17 protein-coding genes are annotated in these 20,531 nt (G+C 72.9%); 7 read left to right on the top strand and 10 right to left on the bottom strand.

What is annotated here, in order from left to right; all coding sequences use genetic code 11:
- Positions 1–2: 2 nt before the first annotated feature.
- The 4 genes from GA0070215_RS10085 to GA0070215_RS10070 form a co-directional block, all read right to left on the bottom strand.
- Complete coding sequence (locus tag GA0070215_RS10085) at positions 3–953, bottom strand: TAXI family TRAP transporter solute-binding subunit (RefSeq protein WP_377468846.1); 951 nt, start codon at positions 951–953, stop codon at positions 3–5.
- Positions 954–1,060: 107 nt separating this feature from the next.
- Positions 1,061–1,708, bottom strand: a complete 648-nt coding sequence (locus GA0070215_RS10080; protein ID WP_091044427.1) for a hypothetical protein — start codon at positions 1,706–1,708, stop codon at positions 1,061–1,063.
- Positions 1,709–1,817: 109 nt separating this feature from the next.
- Positions 1,818–2,621 (bottom strand): peroxide stress protein YaaA, encoded by an 804-nt coding sequence (yaaA, locus tag GA0070215_RS10075; protein ID WP_091044807.1) that lies wholly within the window; start codon positions 2,619–2,621, stop codon positions 1,818–1,820.
- Positions 2,622–2,637: 16 nt separating this feature from the next.
- A complete protein-coding gene (locus GA0070215_RS10070) occupies positions 2,638–4,242 on the bottom strand; it encodes a hypothetical protein (RefSeq protein WP_091044424.1) in 1,605 nt (534 codons plus the stop codon).
- Positions 4,243–4,324: 82 nt separating this feature from the next.
- Between GA0070215_RS10070 and GA0070215_RS10065 the strand changes: the two genes are divergently transcribed.
- Positions 4,325–5,401, top strand: a complete 1,077-nt coding sequence (locus GA0070215_RS10065; RefSeq protein ID WP_091044422.1) for an App1 family protein — start codon at positions 4,325–4,327, stop codon at positions 5,399–5,401.
- 49 nt (positions 5,402–5,450) lie between these two features.
- Here the strand turns inward: GA0070215_RS10065 and glgB are convergent, their stop codons facing one another.
- From glgB to glgA, 5 genes are all read right to left on the bottom strand, one after another.
- Positions 5,451–7,556, bottom strand: coding sequence for a 1,4-alpha-glucan branching protein GlgB (gene glgB / locus GA0070215_RS10060; RefSeq protein WP_091044419.1), 2,106 nt, complete (start codon positions 7,554–7,556; stop codon positions 5,451–5,453).
- Positions 7,544–9,664, bottom strand: a complete 2,121-nt coding sequence (locus GA0070215_RS10055; protein WP_091044416.1) for an alpha-1,4-glucan--maltose-1-phosphate maltosyltransferase — start codon at positions 9,662–9,664, stop codon at positions 7,544–7,546. The genes glgB and GA0070215_RS10055 overlap by 13 nt, the downstream gene beginning before the upstream one ends.
- 123 nt (positions 9,665–9,787) lie before the next feature.
- Positions 9,788–10,513, bottom strand: a complete 726-nt coding sequence (locus GA0070215_RS10050) for a class I SAM-dependent methyltransferase (RefSeq protein WP_091044412.1) — start codon at positions 10,511–10,513, stop codon at positions 9,788–9,790.
- Between the two features lie 43 nt (positions 10,514–10,556).
- A complete protein-coding gene (locus GA0070215_RS10045) occupies positions 10,557–11,111 on the bottom strand; it encodes a Uma2 family endonuclease (RefSeq protein ID WP_244166936.1) in 555 nt (184 codons plus the stop codon).
- A 112-nt stretch (positions 11,112–11,223) separates the two neighbouring features.
- A complete protein-coding gene (gene glgA / locus GA0070215_RS10040) occupies positions 11,224–12,417 on the bottom strand; it encodes a glycogen synthase (protein WP_091044405.1) in 1,194 nt (397 codons plus the stop codon).
- 94 nt (positions 12,418–12,511) lie between these two features.
- Between glgA and glgC the strand changes: the two genes are divergently transcribed.
- Positions 12,512–13,744 carry a glucose-1-phosphate adenylyltransferase gene (gene glgC / locus GA0070215_RS10035; RefSeq protein WP_018784895.1) on the top strand — a complete coding sequence of 411 codons (1,233 nt, stop codon included), beginning with the start codon at positions 12,512–12,514 and terminating at the stop codon, positions 13,742–13,744.
- A gap of 35 nt (positions 13,745–13,779) precedes the next feature.
- Positions 13,780–15,423 carry a phosphoglucomutase (alpha-D-glucose-1,6-bisphosphate-dependent) gene (gene pgm / locus GA0070215_RS10030; RefSeq protein ID WP_091044403.1) on the top strand — a complete coding sequence of 548 codons (1,644 nt, stop codon included), beginning with the start codon at positions 13,780–13,782 and terminating at the stop codon, positions 15,421–15,423.
- A gap of 6 nt (positions 15,424–15,429) precedes the next feature.
- Here the strand turns inward: pgm and GA0070215_RS10025 are convergent, their stop codons facing one another.
- The gene (locus tag GA0070215_RS10025) at positions 15,430–16,359 is read right to left on the bottom strand and encodes an NAD(+)/NADH kinase (protein WP_091044401.1); all 930 of its coding nucleotides are present in this window, start codon (positions 16,357–16,359) and stop codon (positions 15,430–15,432) included.
- Between the two features lie 147 nt (positions 16,360–16,506).
- Between GA0070215_RS10025 and GA0070215_RS10020 the strand changes: the two genes are divergently transcribed.
- From GA0070215_RS10020 to GA0070215_RS10005, 4 genes are read left to right on the top strand one after another with little or no spacing between them, the layout of a single operon-like run.
- Positions 16,507–17,235, top strand: a complete 729-nt coding sequence (locus tag GA0070215_RS10020; protein ID WP_091044399.1) for a sugar phosphate nucleotidyltransferase — start codon at positions 16,507–16,509, stop codon at positions 17,233–17,235.
- On the top strand, positions 17,232–18,170 hold the full coding sequence (locus tag GA0070215_RS10015; protein WP_091044397.1) for an NAD-dependent epimerase/dehydratase family protein: 939 nt from the start codon (positions 17,232–17,234) through the stop codon (positions 18,168–18,170). The genes GA0070215_RS10020 and GA0070215_RS10015 overlap by 4 nt, the downstream gene beginning before the upstream one ends.
- Positions 18,167–19,174 carry an SDR family NAD(P)-dependent oxidoreductase gene (locus GA0070215_RS10010; RefSeq protein ID WP_091044394.1) on the top strand — a complete coding sequence of 336 codons (1,008 nt, stop codon included), beginning with the start codon at positions 18,167–18,169 and terminating at the stop codon, positions 19,172–19,174. The genes GA0070215_RS10015 and GA0070215_RS10010 overlap by 4 nt, the downstream gene beginning before the upstream one ends.
- Positions 19,175–19,218: 44 nt before the next feature.
- Entirely contained in the window at positions 19,219–20,511 is a 1,293-nt protein-coding gene (locus GA0070215_RS10005; protein ID WP_244166954.1) for an O-antigen ligase family protein, read from the top strand.
- The last annotated feature ends 20 nt before the right edge of the window (positions 20,512–20,531 follow it).

The following is a 20,531-nucleotide window of genomic DNA, read 5'->3' as shown; positions in this document are numbered from 1 at the left end:
CGTCAGGGCTTCGCGGCGCGATACCACTGCGCCGCGCCCGGATGCAGCGGCAGTGGGGTGGTGACGATCGCCGACCGGGGACTCATCCGGCCCGCCGCCGGATGCGCGGCGGCCAGCTCCTGCCTGCGGTCCATCAGCAGCCGGGTCACCTCCCGCACCAGCGCGGCGGGCAGGTCGGCGCGGACGATCAGGTAGTTCGGGTTCGCCACCGTGCTGACCGGGTCGGCCCGGTACACCGAGCGAGGCACGTCCCGGGTCACGTAGACCTGCCCGTACGCCCGGCGCAGCGGCTCGGTCCAGTCGCCCAGGTCCACGATCCGCAGCGAGGTCCGCCGGGCCAGCTCGGCGACGCCGCGCACGGGCAGCCCGCCGGAGAAGAAGAACGCGTCGATCCGCCCCTCCCACAGGGCCGCCACCGACTCGTCCAGTCCCAGGTGTTCCTGACGTACCCGGTCGCCGCCGAGCTGGGCCACCGCCAGCAGACGGGTGGCGGTGATCTCCGTGCCGGAGCCGTCGGCGCCTACCGACACCCGCTGCCCGCGCAGGTCACCGAGCGTGCGGATCGGCCCGCCCGCGCGGGTGACCAGGTGCAGCAGGTCGTCGTACACCCGGGCCACCGCCAGCACCGACGGATGCTCGGGCTCGCGCAGCGGCAGCACGTCGGCCTGGGTGAAGCCCAGCTCCGCCTCCCCGGCGCCGACCAGCCGGACGTTCTGCGCCGAGGCGGCGGTGACCACCACCTCGGCCCGTACCCCTTGCACCTCGCGGTTGAGCAACGCCGCGAGCGACTGGCCGAAGGCGTGGTAGACGGCGGTCGGACTGCCCGTGGCGATGCGGATGCGGGTCGGCTCGGACGGCTCGTCCCGGCACCCGGACAGCCCGGCGACGAGCAGGAGCACCAGCACGAGCGGGGCGGCGGTGCGCACAGGCCAGTGTCGGCTCACGGGCTGCACTCTGCGCCGTGCACCCGCCGCGGCGCAAGCCCACGCGGTGCAGGACACCGCCGTGCAGGCAGGACACCGCCGTGCAGGGACCGCCGCGCCGGCCCGGGCCGGGCGCGTCAGCTCGCCGGGGCCAGCTCCGCGCTCTCGGTGATCCGCTCCCGGTACTCGCCGTTGGGCACCACCACGAGGAAACAGCCCGAACCCGGCCGCAGCGCCGCCGGCACGTCCAGCAGCGCCGCACCGCGTACCAGCACCGCCGCCAGGTCCCGGTCGGCGAGCCGGACGCCGAGGCAGTGCCGGCGGACGTGCCGGCCGCCCGCCAGCAGCGCCGCCCGCCAGGCCGCCGCCGCCAGCCGGGGCCGCCACAGCCGCCGTGCCGACGACGCGCCCGGGAACGGCCCGCCGAGCAGTTCCCGGCGGCCCTGCCGCCAGCCCACGCTCAGCAGATTCGCGTACGCCGCCCGATGCTGCGGCGGCACCGACAGCCGGTGCAGCTCGTAACGGCGGCGCAGGCCACCGGTGGTCAGCTCGTGCTCCACCGGCACGTCGAGGCGGCCCAGCAGTTGCCGCATCCGCTGCGCCGCGTCCTCGCGGTTGAACTCGGCGATCCCGCCCCGGTGCGGTCCGGAGCCGACGCGGCGCGCGTCGGCGGCCGGCGGCGGCGTGCAGCGCAGCATGCAGGCGATCTCGAAGGCGTCGGTCAGGGTCAGCCAGTCCAGCGGCGGCGGCGACGGGCGCGAGTGGTCGAGCAGCGTGGTGAGCATCGGCGCGGCTCCTCGGTCAGGATCGGGGTGCCTCTACCGTTGCCGCCGAGCGCCGGGCCGGGAACCGCTGCGCCCGAGCCTTGAGCAAAAATTGCGCGAAGCCCGCGACTCAGAGGTCGGTGACCACCAGGTCGACCTGCCGGGGCCGGCCGGTCGCCCGGGGCGCCTCCTCGACCGTGTACTTCAGCTCCCGCAGCGCCCCCACCAGCGCGTCGGCGGTACGCGGCCGGGCACCGGCGAGCAGCAGATCCCGCACCATCCGGCCCTTCGTCGCCTTGTTGAAGTGGCTCACCACCGACCGGTCCGCCGTGCCGTCCACGATCCGCTCGTGCAGCACCCGCACGGTCACCGTGCGTTCGGCGAGCGCGCCGCGCGGCGTCCAGGTGGCCGCGTACGCGCCGGAGCGCAGGTCCAGCACCGGGCCGCGCCCGGCGGCCGGCTCCAGCACCGGGCCGAGCGCCGCCCGCCAGTACGCCGACAGCGCCCCGAGCCCCGGCAGCCGCGCCCCGATCGGGCAGCGGTACGGCGGGATCCGGTCGGCGAGGCGTACCGCGCCCCACAGGCCGGAGCTGATCAGCACCTGGCGGCGGGCCGCGCGCTGCGCGTCCGGGGGCAGCGTGTCCAGGCCGAGCGCCTCGTAGAGCACCCCGGTGTAGAGCCGCCCGGCCGGGGCGGTCGCCGCCTCCCGCAGCCGGGCGTTGCGCCGCAGCTCGCCGCGCTGCCCCTCGGTGAGGCCCAGCGCGGTCCGGGCCGCCGTCTCGTCCGGCCCGGCGCACAGGTCGACGAGCGCGGACAGGACCGCCTCCCGGGCCGGATTCAGCTCGGTCAGGGACAGCCGGGACGGGTCCAGCCGGCGGCCGGTGCCGGCCTCGGCCTTCCCCTCCGACGGAGGCAGCAGGATGAGCACCGGCACAGCGTACGGGCCGGGGTCAGCGCCACGGCCGCACGGCACGGTCGGGGTGGTACACGCGACTGCCGCCGACCTCGGCCACCACCGCCGCGTCGGCGCGGTCGCCCAGCAGCCGCCGCAGGGTTCGCTCGGCGGGGGAGCCGACGGCCACCACGTACCCGGGCCGCTCCGCGCGCGCCACCCGCTGCCAGTACGCCGGATAGCGGTTCTGCCCCGGCGTCAGCGCGCCGTCGAGCACACCGCAGGCCACCGTCTCCCCGGTGTTGAAGATCAGCCGGTTGCAGATCCAGTAATCCCCGTACACCTCGCGCAGTCCGGCGTCCCGCACGGTTTCGGCCAGGCGGCGGGCGCTCAGCTCCTCGTCGCGTACGCCCGGCATCCCGGCCAGGAACGCCACGGTCCCGGCGACAGTCGCGGCGGTCAGCCCGGCCAGCACCACCGCCGCGGTGGCGCCGCCGAGCCGGGCGGCCCACCCGGCGGTGCCCCGCAGCGCGTGCGCGGCGGCCAGCCAGAGCGGCCACAGCACGGCCGGCAGCGAGATCTGGAGCACCGACAGGTAGCGGGCGTTGCCGAGCGGGTCGGTCGCGGCGAGCGGGCTGCGCACGTACGCCAGAAGTGTCAGCGCCGCGCCCGCGACCAGCGCGAGGACCGCCACGGCCCGGACCCGCGCGGCGTGGTCGGCGGCCCGGCGGTACGCGACCAGCCCGAGCCCGGCGGCGGCCACCAGCAGCAGCGGGTAGAGCACGCCGAACCACTGCGCCCAGCGCGCGCAGCCGTCCATCGGGCACAGGCCCGACGCCAGCGGCACCCCCTCCAGCAGTCCGCCGCGCAGCCGTTCGGTGAGCGACGGCGCGACCCCCTCCTTGGTGCTGATCTCGCGGAACACCGACAGCGAGTCCTGCCCGGGCGGCGCGACGAGGTTGTCCTTGACCATCGGGGCGATCCCGGCCAGGAAACCCGCCACCAGCAGCACACCCGGCCAGCCGATCAGGTCCCGCGGCACGGCCACGGCGAGCACCACGCCCGCCACCAGCAGGTAGGGCGCGATCAGCCAGTCCGACCAGAGCGCCAGCCCGGCGAGCAGCCCGAACGCGCCGGTGGCCGGCCAGTGGTGCCGGACCCGCCGGCTGCCGAGGGCCACCGCGATCAGCAGCATCGCCAGCACGGCCGGTTTGACCTCCGGACGGCCGCCGACCACCGTGAGCTGGTCGCGGACCACCCGCTCCGAGCCGAGCGCCAGCAGGCCCACCACGATGACCGCCAGCCAGGGGGTGAACAGGCGGCGGGTCAGCCGGTACGCCAGCCACAGGAAGACCGCGAAGAGCGCGAGCATCGGCAACCGCAGCACCGGCCAGCTCGGCCCGGCCCAGCCGACCAGCGGCGCGGCGAGGTACGACTCCAGCACGCCCATGTAGCGCTGGCCGTAGAGGAAGACCGGCCGCTCACGACCGGCGGCGATGTGCAGTGCGGCCAGGCCGAACGTGGCCTCGTCGCTGTTCGACGCGGGCACCGTGAGCAGCGTCAGCACCAGCCGGTACCCGACCCCCGCGACGCCGAGCAGCAACGCCACCAGCGCCGGCGCGTCCGGTCGCCGTCGTGCCGGGTCCCGCTTCGTCGTCGACACGACCAACGCCCCCGTCGTCGTCCCGACCGCAGTCTGTCACGGCGGCGCCCGGCGCCGGGGCGGATCGGCGTGGATCACTCGCGTGGCCCGGCCGCTGCGGTTGTGGCACTGTTGCCGTGTGCCGCCCACACCACCTGACCAGTTGGCCATTCCGCAGCTGCACCGCGCCGCGCGCTTCGAGGACGCCGTGCACGGCCTGGTGGAGCGCCGGTTGCGGCGCACCGGGTGGCAGCCCAACATCATCGCGTACGCGGGCTACGGCGCCCCGGGCTGGGCGCGCGTGCTCTGCCGGGTGCTGCTCGGGCGTCCTGACACGCGGCGGCGGGGCCGGCTGGACAAGGTGCGGGGCTGGCGCAGCTTCGCCACGCTGCCCGCCAAGCACGTCACCGTGACCATCGAGGCCGACGGCGTACGCCAGGAGGTGACCGCCGACCGCAGCGGCTTCGTCGACACCGTGATCGAGGCCGACTTCGCCCCCGGCTGGGGCTGCGTACGCCTCAGCGTCGCCGACGCCGAGCCGGTGGAGGCACTGGTCCGCGTCCTGGACCCGGCCGTGCGCTTCGGCATCATCTCCGACATCGACGACACCGTCATGGTGACCGCGCTGCCCCGGCCGCTGCTCGCCGCGTGGAACACGTTCGTGCTGGACGAGCACGCCCGCAACGCCGTGCCGGGCATGGCGGTGCTGTACGAGCGGCTGGCCACCGCCCACCCGGGCGCGCCGGTCTTCTACCTGTCCACCGGCGCCTGGAACGTCGCGCCGACGCTCACCCGGTTCCTGTCCCGGCACCTCTACCCGGCCGGGCCGCTGCTGCTCACCGACTGGGGGCCGACCGCCGACAGGTGGTTCCGCAGCGGCCGGGAACACAAGCGGGCCACGCTGGCCCGGCTGTCCCGGGAGTTCCCCGAGGTGCGGTGGCTGCTGATCGGCGACGACGGGCAGCACGACCCGGAGATCTACCGCGAGTTCGCCGCCGCGCACCCGGACAACGTCGCGGGGGTGGCGATCCGGCGGCTGTCCCCGACGCAGTCGGTGCTGGCCGGTAGCCTGCCCGCGCCGGCCGGGCGGTCGTCGTCGGGCCCGATCGGCCAGAAGTGGCTGAGCGCCCCCGACGGCGCCGGTCTCTGGAAGCTCCTCCGCGAAGCCGACCTGGTCTGACAGTTCCCCCTCTCCCGATAGTGCATCCGGGAACCGCTCCCAGCCCTTTTCACGCCTTCGGTGAGAGCCAGAGGACGCCCAGCGGGGGGACGCGCAGCGCCACCGACGCGGGCAGGCCGTGCCACGGCACGTTCTCGGCGTGCACCTCGCCCAGGTTGCCCACACCCGACCCGCCGTAGTGGTGGGCGTCGGTGTTCAGCGCCTCGGTCCACGTACCGCCGGCCGGGAGGCCGATCCGGTAGTCCTCCAGCGGGGTCGCGGAGAAGTTCGCCACGCACACCAGCGTCTGCCCGTCCGGGGCGATCCGGATGAACGACACCGTGTTGTTGGCGACGTCGTCCCCGGCGATCCAGCGGAACCCGGCCGGGTCGGTGTCCTGCGCCCAGAGCGCCGGGCTGGCCCGGTAGGCCCGGTTCAGGTCGGCCACCAGCCGCTGCACGCCCGCCCGCGCCGGGTCGTGGGTGAGGTACCAGTCGAGGCCGCGTTCCTCGCTCCACTCCCGGTCGTCGGCCAGCTCGCAGCCCATGAAGAGCAACTGCTTGCCCGGGTGCGCCCACATGTACGCCAGCAGCGCCCGTACGGTGGCCAGCCGCTGCCACGTGTCGCCGGGCATCTTGCCGGCGAGGGAGCCCTTGCCGTGCACCACCTCGTCGTGGCTGATCGGCAGCACGTAGTTCTCGCTCCACGCGTACGCCAGGGAGAACGTGAGCTGATGGTGGTGGTGCTGCCGGTAGATCGGGTCCTTCGAGGTGTAGAGCAGGGTGTCGTGCATCCAGCCCATGTTCCACTTGAACCCGAACCCGAGCCCGCCCTCGGAGGTCGGCCTGGTGACGCCGGGCCACGCGGTGGACTCCTCGGCGATCATCAGCACGCCCGGGTGGTGCCGGTAGACGGTGGCGTTCACCTCCTGGAGGAGCGCGATGGCCTCCAGGTTTTCCCGGCCCCCGTGCACGTTCGGCGCCCACTGCCCGTCGGACCGGGAGTAGTCCAGGTAGAGCATCGAGGCGACCGCGTCCACGCGCAGCCCGTCGATGTGGAACTCGTCGAGCCAGTAGAGCGCGTTGGCGACCAGGAAGTTGCGGACCTCGTTGCGGCCGAAGTCGAAGACGTACGTGCCCCAGTCGGGGTGCTCGCCCCGGCGCGGGTCGGGGTGCTCGTACAGCGGGGTGCCGTCGAAACGCGCGAGCGCCCACTCGTCCTTCGGGAAGTGCGCCGGCACCCAGTCCAGGAGCACACCGATGCCGGCGGCGTGCAGCCGGTCCACCAGGTGACGGAAGTCGTCCGGGTCGCCGAACCGGGCGGTCGGCGCGTAGTAGCCGGTGACCTGGTAGCCCCACGAGCCGCCGAACGGGTGCTCCATCACCGGCAGGAACTCCACGTGCGTGAAGCCCATCTCCAGCACGTACGCGGTGAGCTGCTCGGCCAGCTCCCGGTAGCCGAGGCCGGGCCGCCAGGAGCCCAGGTGCACCTCGTACACGCTCATCGGCTCCTGGTGCGGCGCCTGCCGGGACCGGCGCGCGAGCCAGTCCGCGTCGCCCCACTCGTACCGTGACTCGTGCACCACCGACGCGGTGGCCGGCGGCACCTCGGTGCGCGCGGCCATCGGGTCGGCCTTGTCCCGCCACCGGCCGTCGGCGCCCAGGATGCGGTACTTGTAGCGGCTGCCCACCGGCAGGCCGGGCACGAAGATCTCCCACACGCCGCTGGACCCGAGCGACCGCATCGGCCATCCGTCGTCCGGCGCCCAGCCGGTGACGTCGCCGACGAGCCGCACCGCGCGGGCGTTGGGCGCCCAGACGGTGAACGCGACGCCCTCGTCGAACACGCGGGCGCCGAGCGCCGCCCAGAGCCGCTCGTGCCGGCCCTCGCCGATCAGGTGCAAGTCGAGGTCGCCGAGCGTGGGCGGATAACGGTACGGGTCGTCGTGCGTCGTGCCGTCCACCTCGACCCGGTAGTCCAGCACCTCGCCGGGTAGCACCGCCTCGAAGACACCGGCGTCGTGCACCCGCTTCATCGGGTGCCGTTCGCCGTCGGCGAGCACCGTCACCTCGCCGGCGCCCCGGCGTAGCGTCCGGATCGTGGTGCTCCCGTCGGCCGGGTGCGCGCCGAGCACGGCGTGCGGGTCGTGTACCTCGCCGGCGATCAGCTGGTCCATCGGGCGTCGTCCTTGTCGGCCGGTGCGGTCGGGGCGGTGCCGCCGGAGAGGTCGGCGGGTACGTCTTCCACTGTGAGGTCGGGCGCGGCCGGGTGCTCCGGTTCGGCCGGGGCCGGTGCGGCCGGCTGCGCCGGCTCGGGTGCGGCCGGGCGGCGCACGGTGAGCACGTGCGCCGGTTGCAGGTACGGGTCGAGGCGTACCGCGTTGCGCTGCCCCCAGTCGTACTCGGCGCCGGTCAGTTCGTCGCGCACGGTGAACCGTTCGTGCCAGTCCAGGCCCAGCGCCGGCATGTCGAGCGTGGTGTTGCCCCACTGCACCTCGCGGGAGTCGAACGAGCAGACCACGATCACCGAGTTGCCGGTCTCCGGGTCGTGCTTTGACCAGCACAGCAGCGCCGGGTTGTCGATGTCGTGGAACCTCAGGTTACGCAGCTGCCGCAGGGCGGGGTTGTCCCGGCGTACCCGGTTCAGCGTGGTGATGAACGGCGCCAGCGACCGGCCCTGCGCCAGCGCGGCGTCCCAGTCGCGGGGCCGCAGCTCGTACTTCTCGTTGTCCAGGTACTCCTCCGCGCCCGGCCGGGCCACGTGCTCGAACAGCTCGAACCCGGCGTACATGCCCCAGGAGGGGGACAGCAGCGCCGCCAGCACCGCCCGGATCTTGAACATCGGCGGGCCGCCGTGCTGCAGCGACGAGTGCAGGATGTCAGGCGTGTTGGGCCAGAAGTTCGGCCGCATCCAGTCGACCGAGGCGACCAGTTCCTCGCAGTACTCCCGCATCTCGGCCGCCGTCGTGCGCCAGGTGAAATAGGTGTACGACTGGGTGAAGCCGATCTTGCCGAGCCCGTGCATGATCGCCGGCCGGGTGAACGCCTCGGCCAGGAACAGCACGTCCGGGTCGACCTGCTTGACCTCGGCGATCAGCCAGTGCCAGAAGTCGAACGGCTTGGTGTGCGGGTTGTCGACCCGGAAGATCCGCACGCCCTCGCCGACCCAGTGCAGCACCACCCGCAGCACCTCGGCCCGGATGCCGTCGGGGTCGTTGTCGAAGTTCAGCGGATAGATGTCCTGGTATTTCTTGGGCGGGTTCTCCGCGTACGCGATGCTGCCGTCGGCCCGGGTGGTGAACCACTCCGGGTGCTCGGTGACCCACGGGTGATCCGGCGCGCACTGCAACGCCAGGTCCATCGCCACCTCCAGCCCCTGCTCGGCGGCGGCCGCGACGAAGTCGCGGAAGTCCTCCGGCGTACCCAGATCGGGGTGGATGGCGTCGTGGCCGCCCTCGGCCGCGCCGATCGCCCACGGCGAGCCCACGTCGTCCGGCCCGGCGGTGAGCGCGTTGTTGCGGCCCTTGCGGTTGACCCGGCCGATCGGGTGGATCGGCGGCAGGTAGAGCACGTCGAAACCCATCGCCGCGACACCCGGCAGCCGCTGCGTCGCGGTCGCGAACGTGCCGGACCGGGCGGGCGCGTCGACGGTGGCCGCTGTCGCGCCCTCGGAACGGGGGAAGAACTCGTACCAGGCGGAGAAGAGCGCCCGGGGCCGGTCCACCCACAGCGTGCGCTCCTCGCCGGTGGTGACCAGCTCACGCACCGGGTGCTCCCACAGCAGGTCGGCCAGGTCCAGCGCCGCGCTCACCCGCCGCGGCAGCTCCAGGTCGTCGTCGGCCAGCGCCCGCGCGGCTTCGCGTACGCGGTCACTGTCGGCCTTCGGCACCAGGTCGAGCGCGGCGGTCAGCACCCGTACGCCCTCGGCCAGGTCGTTCGCCAGTTCGGCCGCGCCCTGGCCGGCGGCGAGCTTCTTGGTGACCGCGTTCTGCCAGGTCAGGTACGGGTCCTGGAACGCCTCGACGGCGAAGCGCCACAGGCCCACCGCGTCCGGGCGGATGGTGGCGTGCCAGCGGTCCTGGCCGGGCTCGCCGGGGCGCATCCGGGTGAACGGCCGGGCCGTGCCGTCCGGGCCGAGCCAGACCACGTTGCAGCCGAGCGCGTCGTGGCCCTCGCGGTAGGCGCGCGCCGACACCGGTACGACCTCGCCGACCACCGCTTTGGCCGGGTAGCGACCGCAGGAGACGACGGGGGAGACGTCTTCGATCGGGAACCGTCCAGTCACCCGCTCAACCTACTGCGCGAGATCGTCTCGCGCTCGGCGACTTCACCTCAGAAGCCCCGCGTCGACGGGCGCCGGGCCCGGTGCCGCTGAAGCACCCATGCCGTTCCACCGAACGGGTGGCGTTCAGGTTGACCGCTCGGCGATGAACACGAACTCCCGGCCGGGGCGGTCGGGGGCCTCGCGCACGTCTGTCAACCGGTAACCGGAGGCGGTCAGGCTCGCCTCGATCTCGTCGCGGTCGCGGAACCGCAGCGTGGAGTCCGACGTGAGGACCGTGCCGTCGCGCAGGAACCGGTACGTGTGCCGGAACGAGACCAGCGGCAGGTCGACCGCGGTGACCTGGAGGCGCTGCTCCACCGGCCCGACGCCCGGCACGTCCCGCAGGACAGGCGCGGTGTCCGCCCAATCCTCCCACGCGCGGCGTTCGGGGCGGCGGGTCTCGAACACGAGGCGCCCGGCGGGCCGCTGCGCGGCGTGCACGCCGCGCAGGGTCCGCTCCCAGTCGTCGTCGGTGACGAAGACCTGCGCCACGTTCCCGGTCATCGTGGCCAGGTCGGCGCGCAGCGGCGGCAGCGTCGTGGCGTCGCCGTGCAGCCAGCGGACCCGGTCCGCGCCGTCCTTGGTCCGGGCGACATCAAGCGACGCCCCGGCCGGGTCGACCCCCACGACGGTACGGCCGTGCCGCGCGAGCAGGAGGGCCAGGCTCCCGGTGCCGCACCCGAGATCGAGCACCACGCGTGCGTCCAGCTCGTCGGCGATCGCGAGGTACGCGGCCAGGTCGTCCCGGTCGCCGTCGAACGCGTCGTAGACCGGCGCGAGGCGAGGATGGGCGAAGATCGCATCCGGCATCCGGCGACTGTATCCGCCGCCCCCGCGACCGGACGTCGTGCCGTCAGCCGAGGTCGTGCTCGACCGGGGTGGTGTTGAGGACCCAGGCGAGCGGCATCGTCGCCCGGACCCGGTAGTCCGCGCCGTCCAGGCGGTGCATCGTGACGGTCTGCGCCGCGTCCTGCTCGACGACCCAGTACTGCGGGATGTCCGCCGCGGCGTACTCGCCACGCTTGGTCACGGTGTCGATGCCCTCCGAGCCGGGCGAGACGATCTCGACCACGAGAAGCACGTCAGCGGGCGGCAGCCACACGCCGTCGGCCTGCGTCTTGCTCCACACCACGAGGTCGGGGATGCGTCCACCGACCCCGCCGTGCCGACCCGGGATGCGCAGCCCGACCGCCTGGGCGACGTGTTCCGCCGGTACGCCGCCCTGGGCGAGCCACATCATGAGCCGGGTCGCGATGATCGCATGGGCGTATCCCGGCGGCGGCATGATCGAGAGAGCTCCCTCAGGGCTGATCTCGTATCGATGGTGCTCGTCCGCGGCCATCATCGCGGTCAGGTCGTCGAGCGACACGGTCGACGGCATGGATCTGCCCACCGCCTCTGCGCTCATGCCGGAATCGTACCGGCCACGGCGGAGCCGTGGTGGGCACGGACACGCCCCGGGCCCCACCCGTTAAGAAGGGGCCCTTCCTCTACCGGAGGCGTTAACAGGGTGCCCTTCCTTACACCCCCACCGAGCGGTACACCTCGAGCGTCTGCCGGGCGATCGCGTCCCACGAGAAGTGTTCCACCGCCCGCCGCCGCCCCGCCGCGCCGAACGCCGCGATCCGGTCCGGGTCGGCCAGCAGCTCGTTGATCCGCGCGGCCAGGTCGGCGACGAAACGCTCCGCGTCCAGCGGGGTGCCGGAGCCGTCACCGGCCTGCTCGACCGGCACCAGCAGCCCGGTCTCGCCGTCGGCCACCACCTCGGGGATGCCGCCGGTGGCGGTCGCCACGACGGCGGTCTCGCAGGCCATCGCCTCCAGGTTGACGATGCCCATCGGCTCGTAGACGGACGGGCAGACGAACACGGTGGCGTGGGTGAGCACCTGGATCACCTCGGGCTTGGGCAGCATCGCCGCCACCCACACCACCCCCGACCGCTTCGCCCGCAGCTCGGCGGCCAGCTCCTCCACCTCGGCGGCGATCTCCGGGGTGTCCGGCGCGCCGGCCAGCAGCACCAGCTGGACGTCGGCGGGCAGGTCGCGGGCGGCGCGCAGCAGGTACGGCAGGCCCTTCTGCCGGGTGATCCGCCCGACGTAGACCACGCTGGGCCGCCCCGGGTCGATGCCGAGCCGGTCGAGCACGTCGGTGTTGCGGTCCGGGGCGTACTGCGCGGTGTCGATGCCGTTGTAGACCACGCGCACCCGGTCGGGGTTCACCGCCGGATACGCGGTCAGCACGTCCCGGCGCATGCCCGCGCTCACCGCGATGATCGCGTCGGCCGCCTCGAAGGCGGTCCGCTCGCACCAGGAGGAGAGCGCGTACCCGCCGCCGAGCTGCTCGGCCTTCCACGGTCGCAGCGGCTCCAGGCTGTGCGCGGTCACCACGTGCGGCACCCCGTGCAGCAGCTTCGCGGTGTGCCCGGCCAGGTTGGCGTACCAGGTGTGGCTGTGCACCACGTCGGTGCCGGTCGTCCCGGCGGCCATCTCCAGGTCGACGCCCATGACCCGCAGCGCGGCGTTCGCGCCGGCCAGCGCGGCCGGTTCGGCGTACGCGGTGACACCTTGCTCGTCGCGGGGCGCGCCGAAGCAGTGCACCCGCACGTCGGCGAGCCGGCGCAGCTCGCGGGCGAGGTATTCCACGTGCACCCCGGCGCCGCCGTACACCTCCGGCGGGTACTCGCGGGTGAGCAGGTCGACGCGCATCGGTGCCATGCCCGCACCCTAGTGCAGAGCGCCGTGTCGCACCCGGTACGCAAGTGTGGGCGTCCGAGTGGTGAAGTCGGTTCCGGGTGGTTAGCGTCTGAGCATGGCTGCCAAGGTGCTCGCGATCGTCCTGGCCGGCGGGGAGGGCAAGCGCCTGATGCCCCTGACCACCGACCGGGCGAAGCCCGCCGTCCCCTTCGGTGGGATGTACCGTATGGTCGACTTCGTCCTGTCCAACCTGGCGAACGCCGGCTTCCTCAAGATCGTCGTGCTGACCCAGTACAAGTCCCACTCGCTGGACCGCCACATCACCAAGACCTGGCGGATGTCGACGCTGCTGGGCAACTACGTCACGCCGGTGCCCGCGCAGCAGCGCCGCGGCCCGTGGTGGTTCGCCGGCTCGGCCGACGCGATCTACCAGAGCTTCAACCTGATCAACGACGAGCAGCCCGACTACGTGATCGTCTTCGGCGCCGACCACATCTACCGGATGGACCCCCGGCAGATGGTCGAGGACCACATCGCCTCCGGCGCCGGAGTGACCGTGGCCGGCATCCGGCAGCCGCTGTCGACGGCCGACCAGTTCGGCGTGATCGAGGTCGGCGAGGACGGCAAGCGCATCCGCGCGTTCCGAGAGAAGCCCACCGACGCGGTCGGACTGCCCGACGCGCCGGACGAGATCTACGCCTCGATGGGCAACTACGTGTTCACCACCCGGGCGCTGTGCGAGGCGGTCGAGCGCGACGCGGCGGACAAGACGAGCAAGCACGACATGGGCGGCAGCATCATCCCGATGCTCGTCGAGCGCGGCGAGGCCAACGTCTACGACTTCAAGGACAACGAGGTGCCCGGCAGCACCGACCGCGACCGCGGCTACTGGCGGGACGTGGGGACGCTCGACTCGTTCTACGACGCGCACATGGACCTGATCAACGTGCACCCCGTGTTCAACCTCTACAACTTCGAGTGGCCGATCTACACCGAGCAGCCGCCGTACCCGCCGGCCAAGTTCGTGCACGCCTGGGGCGAGCGGGTCGGCCGCGCGGTCAGCTCGATGGTCTCGCCCGGCTCGGTGATCTCCGGCTCGCTGGTGGAGAACTCGATCGTGGCGCCGAAGGTGAAGGTGCACTCCTGGGCGCACGTCGAGGGCGCCGTGCTGATGGAGGGTGTCCAGATCGGCCGCCACGCGGTCGTCCGGCGCGCGATCCTGGACAAGAACGTCCACGTCCCGGAGGGCGCCGAGATCGGCGTCGACCTGGAGAAGGACCGTCAGCGCTACACCGTGTCCGACAACGGCATCGTCGTCATCGGCAAGGGCCAACGCGTCGAGCCCTGAGCAGTCCCCACCGCATCACCGAGGAGGATCCCGCAGTGGCCCACCCCCGTGCCGGTCAGCCCGCGCAGCCCGCCGACCTGGTCGACGTGCCCCGGCTGGTCACCGCCTACTACGCCGAGCACCCGGACCCGGACGACCCGGCGCAGCAGGTCTCCTTCGGCACCTCCGGGCACCGCGGGTCCAGCCTGCGCAACGCCTTCAACTCCGACCACATCCTGGCCGTCACCCAGGCGCTCTGCGACTACCGGCGCGAGCAGGGACTCGACGGGCCGCTGTTCCTCGGCCGGGACACCCACGCGCTCTCCGCGCCCGCCGAGGCCGACGCGCTGGAGGTGCTCGCCGCAAACGAGGTCACAGTGCTGCGCGACAGCCGTGACGGCTACACCCCGACCCCCGCCGTCTCGCACGCCATCCTCACCCACAACCGGGGGCGCACCGGCGGCCTCGCCCACGGCATCGTGATCACCCCGTCGCACAACCCGCCGTCCGACGGCGGGTTCAAGTACAACCCCACCCACGGCGGGCCCGCCGACACCGACGCCACCAGGTGGATCCAGGACCGCGCGAACGCCATCCTCGCCGCCGGGCTCAAGGAGGTGAAACGCATCCCGTACGCGCGGGCGCGCGCCGCCGACACCACCGGGGAGTACGACTTCCTCGCCCGGTACGTCGACGACCTGCCCGCCGCGCTGGACATCGACGCGATCCGCGACGCGGGGGTGCGCATCGGGGCGGACCCGATGGGCGGGGCGAGCGTGGCGTACTGGAGCGAGATCGCGCAGCGGCACCGCCTCGACCTCACCGTGATCAACCCGCTCGTGGACCCGACGTGGCGGTTCATGACGCTCGACGGCGATGGCAAGATCCGGATGGACTGCTCGTCGCCGAACGCGATGGCCTCGCTGATCGCCGCCCGGGACGAGTACGCGGTCTCCACCGGCAACGACGCCGACGCCGACCGGCACGGCATCGTCACCCCCGACGGCGGGCTGATGAACCCCAACCACTACCTGGCCGTGGCGATCGGCCACCTGTTCCGTACCCGGGAGCAGTGGGGCCCGGCCGCGGCGGTGGGCAAGACGCTCGTCTCCTCCTCGATGATCGACCGGGTCGCGGCCGACCTCGGCCGCCCGCTGCTGGAGGTGCCGGTCGGGTTCAAGTGGTTCGTGCCCGGCCTGCTCGACGGCACCGTCGGTTTCGGCGGCGAGGAGAGCGCCGGGGCGTCGTTCCTGCGCCGCGACGGCGGCACCTGGACCACCGACAAGGACGGCATCCTGCTCTGCCTGCTCGCCGCCGAGATCATCGCCACCACCGGCCGTACGCCCAGCGAGCACTGGGCCGAGCTGGCCGACCGCTTCGGCGCGCCCGCGTACGCCCGGATCGACGCGCCGGCCGGGCGGGCGGAGAAGGCCGTCCTGGCGAAGCTGTCGCCGGACCAGGTCACCGCCACCGAGCTGGCCGGTGAGCCGATCACGGCGATCCTCACCACCGCGCCCGGCAACGATGCCGCGATCGGCGGCCTCAAGGTGACCACCGAGTCGGGCTGGTTCGCCGCCCGCCCGTCCGGCACCGAGGACGTCTACAAGATCTACGCCGAGTCGTTCCAGGGGGCGGACCATCTGGCCCGGATCCAGGAGGAGGCCAAGGCGCTGGTCGACGGGGTGCTGGCCACCGCCTGACCCGGCTCACTTGGGCGGGGGCAGCTCGCGGCGGTCGAGCTGCTCCCGCAACCCGTCCGGCAACAGCTCGCGCAACTGGTCCGGCAGCAGCGGCAGGTCCAGCAGGCTCAGCTTGAGTTGGCTGCGCTCCTGGTAGCGGCGCGGGTCGAGGCGGACCACCCGGCCGGCGTCCCTGACGTACCGGACGTGCACCGAACCCTCGGTCGCCGCCTGCCGGATCAGCAGGCCGTCCATCTCCACCGCCACCGGCGCCGAGTCCGCGCGCAGCTCCAGATGCACCGTCTCGTGCGCGGAGAGCAGCACCGATCGGGAGATGCCGGCCATCGGCGCCGACGGCGTCACCACCATCGCCTCGGTGGCCGGTGAGATCAGCGGCCCACCGGCGGCGTAGCTGTACGCCGTCGAACCGGCCGGCGTGCTCACCACCAGCGCGTCGCACCGGTAGTAGCCGTACCGCTGGCCGTCCACCGCCAGCGTGGCCGCGACGAAGCCGGCTCCGGGCTGCCGGACCAGGGCGATGTCGTTGAACGCCACCACGTCGTCGCCGCAGACGTCACAGGCCAGGCAGGCGTGCGACTCGACTGTGAAGTCGTGCTCCACCAGCCGTTCCAGGGCGCGGGGCAGGTCCGGCGGCTCCACCTCGACCAGGAAGCCGAGCTTGCCCAGGTGGACGCCGAGCACCGGCTTCGGGTCGCGGACGGCCATCCGCAGCGCGCCCAGCATAGTGCCGTCGCCGCCGATGCTGATCAGCGCGGCGCAGCGCCCGGCCAACTCGTCCGCGGCGAACGCCTCCACCGAGGCCGGTACGCGGGCGCGGTCCTCGGCGCGTACCGCGAGCGTGATCCGGTGCCGGGCCGCCCAGTCCGTGATGATCCGCACCACCTCGGAGACGTCCCGGGTCGGGTGCAGCACCAGCCCCAGCACATCGCCCGCCACCGCTACAGCTCACCACAGCGGCGTGCGGCAACGGGCCCACCCGCGGCTGCGGAGCCGGGAAAGTGCCCCCGAACAGGTGATTTCCGTACCCCCGCGCGGGTGCGGCTCGTTGGACGCGAGGTAGGGCGGGGGACGAGTGGAGAGTCGATGCATGTCGTGATCATGGCGGGCGGCGCGGGCGTACGGCTGCGTCCCTACACCTCCACCTTGCCCAAGCCGCTCGTGCCCATCGGCGAGAGCTACGCGATCCTCGAGATCGTCCTGCGCCAGCTCGCCGGCCGCGGCTTCACCCACGTCACCCTGGCGATCAACCACCTGGGCGCGCTGATCCGGGCCTTCGTCGGCGACGGCTCCCGGTTCGGCCTGGCCGTCGACTACGTCGAGGAGGACCGGCCGCTGTCGACGATCGGCCCGCTCTTCGGCATCCGGGGCCACCTGCCCGAGCACTTCCTGGTGATGAACGGCGACGTGCTCACCGATCTCGACTACGCCGACCTGCTGGCCACCCACACCCGATCGGGCGCGCCGCTGACGGTGGCGACCTACCGGCGTACCGTCAAGATCGATTTTGGCGTCCTGGAGCTGGCCGGCGACAAGATCACGTCGTTCTCGGAGAAGCCAGTCCTGCACTACCGGGTGAGCATGGGCGTCTACGGCCTCTCCCGCAGCACCATCGCCCACTATCCGGTGGGGCAGCCGTTCGGGTTCGACCAACTGGTACTCGACCTGCTGGGCCGGGGCGCACCACCGGCCGGCTACGAGTTCGACGGCTATTGGCTGGACATCGGCCGCCCCGAGGACTACGACGAAGCCAACCGTTGCTTCGCCGAAGTCCGGGATCTTCTCCTGCCCGCCGGCACGCCGGCGGGGGCATGATGCGCGTTCTCCTCTTCGGCGCCTCCGGATTCATCGGCTCCCACTCACGAAAGGAGCTGGAGGCCACGGCGGAGGTGGTGTGCCCGTCGCGCGGCGAGTGCGACCTGGTCACCGCGAGGCCGGAGGCGTTGCGTACGTTGCTCGGCACGCTGCGACCGGACGCGGTGGTCAGTTGCGCCGGAGCGGTGAGCGGCGCGGCCGAGGACCTGGTCCGGGTGAACACGCTGGCAACCGCCAAGCTGGTGGACGCGATCGCCGACGCCGCGCCCGGCGCACGGCTGGTCCGTCTCGGCTCCGCCGCAGAGTACGGTCCGGTCCGGTTCGGCACCTCGGTCGCCGAGGACCGCCCTCCGGCACCGGTCAGCGCCTACGGCGTGAGCCAGGCGGCGGCGACCCGGCTCATGGAGGTGGCGGCAGCGGCCGGCCGGGTGGACGCGGTGGCGCTCCGGGTGTTCAACCCCGTCGGTCCCGGCATGCCCCGCACGACGCTGCTCGGCCGGGTAGCGGCCCTGCTGTCCCGCCTCGCGCCCGGTGAGGACCTGCGTACCGGTCCGCTGGGCGCGTACCGGGACTTCGTGGACGTGCGCGACGTGGCCGCCGCGATCCGGCGGGCGGTGACCGTCACGGCGCCCCAGGCTCGTGTCCTGAACGTGGCGAGTGGCCGGGCGGTGCCGGTGCGCGACGCCGTCCACCTGCTGGTGTCGGTGTCCGGCCGGCCGGTCCGCGTCCTGGAGGACCGCCCACCGTCCCCCCGGTCCGCCGACGTGGGCTGGATACGCGCCGACGTCGGCCGGGCGGCCTCGGTCCTGGGGTGGGCACCCGAACACGACCTGTCCGAGTCGATCGGTGCGCTGTGGAGCCGGACGGCGCCGACTCATCTGGCCGACCCGGTGCCGGCTACGGCCGGACCGCTGAACAGGAGGAGCGAACCATGACGGCACACTCGTCCGAAGAGCCGGTGGTGGTGACCGGAGCCGGTGGCTTCATCGGATCCCACCTGGTCGAGGCGCTCGCCGCCGCGGGCCACCCGGTACGCGCCCTGGTGCGCTACAACGGCGCCGGGTCGCACGGCTGGCTGGACACGTTCGGCCCGGACCAACTGGCCGGTGTCGAGGTCGTCGCGGGCGACATCCGCGACCGGGGGTTGGTGCAGCGGCTGGTAGACGGTGCCTCCACCGTCTACCACTTGGCCGCGTTGGGCGGCATCCCGTACTCGTACCTCGCGCCGCAGTCCTACGTGGACACGAACATCACCGGCACGCTCAACGTGCTGGAGAGCGCGCGGACGGCCGGCGTGGGGCGGGTGGTGGTCACGTCCACGAGCGAGGTGTACGGGACAGCCACCACGGTTCCCATGACCGAGCAGCACCGGTTGCGCGGTCAGTCGCCGTACTCGGCCTCGAAGATCGGCGCGGACAAGCTGGCCGAGAGCTACCACCTCAGTTTCGGCCTACCGGTGGTCACGCTCCGGCCGTTCAACACGTACGGTCCCCGGCAGTCCACCAGGGCGGTCATCCCCACCATTATCAGCCAGCTGGCGAAGGACGGCGGAGTGATCCGGCTGGGCGCGCTGCGTACCACCCGCGACCTGCTCTACGTGACGGACACCGTGGCGGCCTTCCGGGCAGTCGGCACGGCGCCGGACGATGCCGTCGTGGGTGGCGTGTTCCAGGCCGCGACCGGCCGGGAGACCTCGGTCGGGGACCTGGTACGCAAGATCGCCGCCATGTTCGGCGTCCAGCCGGAGGTGGTGGTCGCGGAGTCCCGACTCCGTCCCGCGGAGTCCGAGGTCGAGCGCCTGCTCGGCGACGCCGGCCTGCTCCGGTCACGGACCGGCTGGCAGCCGGTCACCAGCATCGACGAGGGACTGAAAGCGACGGTCGAGTGGTTCCTCGACCCGGCCAACCTCGCGCGCTACCGCTCCGACCGGGCGGTGTGACGAGTTCCAGGCCCGCTGCCCCGGGAGGGTCGAACGTGACGGTGATGCAGGACAACCGGCGGTCGCCGGCGATCGGTACGGTTCGCGGAGCCGCCGGGCCCGCAGGCCCGGAGACACCGGCGCGACCCACGGGTGGTCTTGTCTCGGCAGTGCTGCGCGCCACCGCCGTCGTGTTGCTGCTCAACTTCGACCAGTTCACGCGGACTGTCGGCCGCGGATTCCTCATCGCCGCGGTCGTGCTCGCGGTGCCGTTGCTTTTCCACGAGATCCTCCGTCCGGCCTCGCGGGCTCGGACAGTGGTCTTCTGGGTCCTGGTGGCCTTCGGCGTCCTCGCGTTGCCGGGAATCCTGCACCCCCCGGAGACCGACTACGGTCGGCAGAAGTTCGTGTTGCTCCTGACGTTGACCATGTTCGCCACGCTGGCGGCGGCGGTGCTGCGCGGGCGACGAGACGTCGAGATGTTCGCCGCGGTGTTCGTGGTGTCGGGGGTGGTGCTCGCGATCGCCACGCTCACCGGCGATCCGCAGAACGGCCGGGCCGACGGCTTCGGCTCCAACCCGATCTGGCTGGCCCGGGCCCTCGGTGGTGCGCTCGTCGCGCTCACCTGGCTCTATCTGCAGAAGCGGGTGGCCGCCTGGTGGGCAATGGGCTTGGCGCTGTTCCTCGGCCTCGCTCTCTTCGCGACCGGCTCCCGGGGTCCGCTAGTGGCCACTGTGGTCGCCCTCTTCGTCCTGGTGCTGGCCGGATTTCGCCTCAAGATCCGGCGGGGACGGCGCGAGTGGGTCGGTCTGAGTCTGATGAGTGCCCTGGTGCTGGCCGTCATCACCATGCCGTCGTTGCTGCCGCCCCGGGTGTACGCGCTCCTGGTCGACCCGAGCGAGGAGATGTTCGGCACCGCCCGGGCGGAGATGCGCGAGGTCAGTGTGCCGATGATCGCCGAGCATCCAGGTGGGGTCGGCTACGGCAACTGGTCCGACCACTCCGGCATGCTGGTGCACAACTATCCGCACAACCTGTGGCTGGAGTTACCGGCCGAGGCAGGCTGGCTCGTCGGAGGGGCCTTCATCCTGGCCACCCTGATCGTGGCAGGAAGGCTCTGGCGCGCGACCCGGCGTGACCCGGTCGCCGGGTTCGTGCTGGCGGTGCTGGCGTTCAACGTGGTGGCGGTGTCGACGTCCGGGGATGTGAACGCCGGGCGTCCGCTCTTCGTCGCACTGGCTCTCGGTGTGCTCGTGATGACCGGCGCGACGTTGCGCACCGGAGTGCCCGCCCGCGCCGAAGTGCCGGCCCGCAACGCGGGTAGGCGCCCGGTCGGCCGCCGAGGTGTCGCTGGGTGAGGTGGCGTGCCAGGCGGTTC

Source organism: Micromonospora marina (assembly GCF_900091565.1).
GTDB classification, from domain to species: Bacteria; Actinomycetota; Actinomycetes; order Mycobacteriales; family Micromonosporaceae; genus Micromonospora; species Micromonospora marina.
Note: the sequence above shows the minus strand (reverse complement) of the source record. Positions and strands in the feature narration are given on the sequence as shown.

Coding starts and splice junctions, on each gene's coding strand:
- GA0070215_RS10080 (WP_091044427.1), bottom strand. CDS start 1,708: ATGCTCACCACGCTGCTCGACCACTCGCGCCCGTCGCCGCCGCCGCTG.
- glgB (WP_091044419.1), bottom strand. CDS start 7,556: ATGGACCAGCTGATCGCCGGCGAGGTACACGACCCGCACGCCGTGCTC.
- GA0070215_RS10050 (WP_091044412.1), bottom strand. CDS start 10,513: ATGCCGGATGCGATCTTCGCCCATCCTCGCCTCGCGCCGGTCTACGAC.
- GA0070215_RS10045 (WP_244166936.1), bottom strand. CDS start 11,111: ATGAGCGCAGAGGCGGTGGGCAGATCCATGCCGTCGACCGTGTCGCTC.
- glgA (WP_091044405.1), bottom strand. CDS start 12,417: ATGGCACCGATGCGCGTCGACCTGCTCACCCGCGAGTACCCGCCGGAG.
- glgC (WP_018784895.1), top strand. CDS start 12,512: ATGGCTGCCAAGGTGCTCGCGATCGTCCTGGCCGGCGGGGAGGGCAAG.
- GA0070215_RS10020 (WP_091044399.1), top strand. CDS start 16,507: ATGCATGTCGTGATCATGGCGGGCGGCGCGGGCGTACGGCTGCGTCCC.
- GA0070215_RS10015 (WP_091044397.1), top strand. CDS start 17,232: ATGATGCGCGTTCTCCTCTTCGGCGCCTCCGGATTCATCGGCTCCCAC.
- GA0070215_RS10010 (WP_091044394.1), top strand. CDS start 18,167: ATGACGGCACACTCGTCCGAAGAGCCGGTGGTGGTGACCGGAGCCGGT.
- GA0070215_RS10005 (WP_244166954.1), top strand. CDS start 19,219: ATGCAGGACAACCGGCGGTCGCCGGCGATCGGTACGGTTCGCGGAGCC.